Origin of the sequence: Protofrankia sp. CiP1_Cm_nod1 (assembly GCF_920888515.1) — a bacterium.
Taxonomy (GTDB): Bacteria; Actinomycetota; Actinomycetes; order Frankiales; family Frankiaceae; genus Protofrankia.
In genome coordinates, this window is record NZ_CAKKTM010000154.1 from 1 (window position 1) to 2920 (window position 2920).

The window sequence follows — 2920 nt, forward strand, 5'->3', positions numbered from 1 at the left end:
GGCCGGCCCAGGCCGGCCGCCGGGACCGGCGATGACGGGCCTGCCGGCCGGCAGGCCGGGGCCGCGGCGCCCGCCGGCTCGCGGACCGGAGCGCATGCCGACGATGATGGGCCTGCCGACGACGATGGGCCGCGGACGGCGGCGCCGGATGAGGATGGATCACTGATGGCCGTGTTCGTGGCGAACGAGTCGGGTGTCGAGACCGACGAGGTCACCCTTACCGCGCTCGCCCGGTTCGTGCTGGACACGATGAGGGTCAACCCGCTGGCGGAGCTGTCGGTCATGCTGGTGGAGCAGGTCGCCATGGAGGAGCTCCACGTCCGCTACATGGGTGAGGAGGGCCCGACCGACGTGCTGGCCTTCCCCCAGGACGACGCGTTCGACCCGTCCGCGCCGGATTCGGGCGAGGACGACCCGACCCTGCTGCTCGGTGACGTCGTCCTGTGCCCGGAGGTCGCCCGTAAGCAGGCGGCCAAGGCGGGGCACTCGACCGAGCACGAGATGCACCTGCTGTGCACGCACGGCATCCTGCACCTGCTCGGTTACGACCATGCCGAGCCGGACGAGGAGCGGGAGATGTGGGCGAAGCAGTCCCACCTGCTGGCCGCCTGGGCCGCCGCCCGCGCCGCCGGTACGCGCTGAGCGTGCCTGGGAAGCGCCACGCAGCGGACGGGCCAGCGGAGCGCCGCGCACTGAGCCTGTGGGGGGAGCTGACAGGGCGGACCAATGGGCTACGGTGATGTTCCACTGCTGCTGCTCGCGGTGCTGGCCACGCTGTTCGCGGCCGGGATCGGGTGCATCGACGCCGCGCTGACCAGGGTCTCCCGGGTCGCGGTCGAGGGGTTCGTGCGCGCGGGGCGCCCCCGGGCCGCGAGCCTGGCCACGATCGTCGCCGACCCGGGGCGGTACCTGGCGCTGCTGCTGTTGCTGCGGATCGTCGGGGAGATGGTCGCCGCCGCGTGCGTGACCGTCATCGCGGTGCATACCTATGGTGCCGGGTTCATCGCGGTCGGTTTCGGCGCGCTGGTCGGGACCCTGTTCGCCTACATCTTCGTCGGGGTCGTGTTCCGGACGCTGGGCCGCCAGCACGCCCCGGTGATCGCGCTCGCGACCGCCGGGCTGACCAGCTGGCTCGGCCGGATGTTCGGGCCGCTGCCACGGCTGCTGATCGCCTTCGGCAACGCCGTCACCCCCGGCCCCGGCTACCGCGACGGCCCGTTCGCCACCGAGGCGGAGCTGCGCGACCTCGTCGACCTCGCCGAGGAGAACTCCGTCATCGAGCGCGGCGAGCGCGACATGATCGCCTCCGTCTTCGAGCTCGGGGACACCCTGGTGCGCGAGGTCATGGTCCCCCGGCCCGACATGGTCTACATCGAGTCGGTGAAGACCGTCGCCCAGGCGATCTCGCTGGCGCTGCGCAGCGGCTTCTCCCGCATCCCCGTGATCGGGGAGAGCGTGGACGACGTCGTCGGGATCGCCTTCCTCAAGGACATGGTCGGCCGGGAGCGCGAGGGCTGGGACACCCGGCCCGTCGCCGACGTCATGCGGCCACCCGCACTGGTGCCCGAGAGCAAGCACGCCGACGTCCTGCTGCGCGAGATGCAGGCGTCCCGGACCCACATGGCGATCGTCATCGACGAGTACGGCGGGACCGCCGGGCTGGTCACCATCGAGGACATCCTCGAGGAGATCGTCGGTGAGATCACCGACGAGTACGACGCCGAGATCGTCCCGGTGGAGTGGATCGACGACGACACCGCCCGGGTGACCGCCCGGCTCGGCGTGGACGATCTGCGCGAGCTCTTCGGCACGGACGAGCTGCCCGGCTCCGACGACGTGGAGACCGTCGGCGGGCTGCTGGCGAACGCGCTGGGCCGGGTGCCGCTGCCCGGGGCGACGGCGACCGTCGGCGTGGTCACGCTCACCGCCGAGAGCGCCGCCGGCCGGCGCAACCAGATCGGTACCGTGGTGGTGCGGCGGTCGTCCGGGCAGGCCGGGAACGCCACCGCCGGTGGGTCCGCGTCCACGCCCACGCGTGACGCGGCCGGCGGCGGCACATCCCGGGGCGACGGGCCCGGAAGCACCAGGGCGGCCGGGGGCCCCGGGGGCTTCGAGGGTGAGGCAGCGTACGCGGGCAGTCGCCGGGCGGGCAGGGAGCAGGGCGGTGACGGCCGGACCGGTAAGAATCGTACGGACGGTACGAGCGGTACGAGCAATGCTTTTGGTAATGATATAGATACCGTGGGTGCTGTCGGCGGCGACGGTGGGCGGAGGCAGGGCGGTGAGGCGGGTGCCACCGGCCCTGTCACGCGCCGTGCCGCTTCCGGGGCGCGCACATGATCTTCGACAAGGCAGGGGCAGGCGGCGTGTCAGAGCTGGACCTGGAGGCGCAGGCCGACAGCACGCGGGTCGACAGCACGCGGGTCGACAGCACGCGGGTCGACAGCACGCGGGCCGACAACGCGCGGGCCGACAACGCGCGGGCCGACAACGCGCGGGTCGACAACGCGCGGGCCGCTAGCACACGGGCCGACGGCGGTGCTGACAACCGCGGGGCCGGCGGCGGACCGGACGCGCCCGGCGGCAGCCTGGCCGCCACCCGGATCGATCACGGCTCACTGTCGGCCGAGGACGCCAAGCTCGTGATCCTCGCCCGGTCGGCGAGGCTGCGCGCCTACGTCCCCCGGGGCGGTACCGCGGCCGCCGAGGGCGCGGCCGTCCGCGACACCGACGGGCGGACCTACGTGGCGGCGACCGTGGAGAACGCGCGGGAGCGGCTGACCGTCTCCGCGCTCGTCGCCGCCGTCGCCGCGGCGGCATCCAGCGGGGCACGCCGCTTCGAGGCGGCGGCGATCGTCTCCGACCGTCTCGCCGGGCCACTGTCGGGGTCCGGGCCGGACGCCGCGGGTGCGGCCGACGC

Annotated in this window: 2 protein-coding genes and 1 pseudogene; all 3 read left to right on the forward strand. The window is 73.7% G+C overall.

Features of this window, described 5'->3' with window-relative positions:
- The first annotated feature begins 165 nt into the window (after nucleotides 1-165).
- A complete protein-coding gene (gene ybeY, locus NBX02_RS07655) occupies nucleotides 166-642 on the forward strand; it encodes an rRNA maturation RNase YbeY (protein ID WP_250287549.1) in 477 nt (158 codons plus the stop codon).
- An 84-nt stretch (nucleotides 643-726) separates the two neighbouring features.
- Nucleotides 727-2340 carry a hemolysin family protein gene (locus tag NBX02_RS07660; RefSeq protein ID WP_445548312.1) on the forward strand — a complete coding sequence of 538 codons (1614 nt, stop codon included), beginning with the start codon at nucleotides 727-729 and terminating at the stop codon, nucleotides 2338-2340.
- A 248-nt stretch (nucleotides 2341-2588) separates the two neighbouring features.
- A pseudogene (locus tag NBX02_RS07665) lies at nucleotides 2589-2920 on the forward strand (hypothetical protein); the annotation flags it as partial.

Bases quoted from the DNA above. Each gene is read 5' to 3' on its own strand.
- ybeY (WP_250287549.1), top strand. From the start codon at position 166: ATGGCCGTGTTCGTGGCGAACGAGTCGGGTGTCGAGACCGACGAGGTC.
- NBX02_RS07660 (WP_445548312.1), top strand. From the start codon at position 727: ATGGGCTACGGTGATGTTCCACTGCTGCTGCTCGCGGTGCTGGCCACG.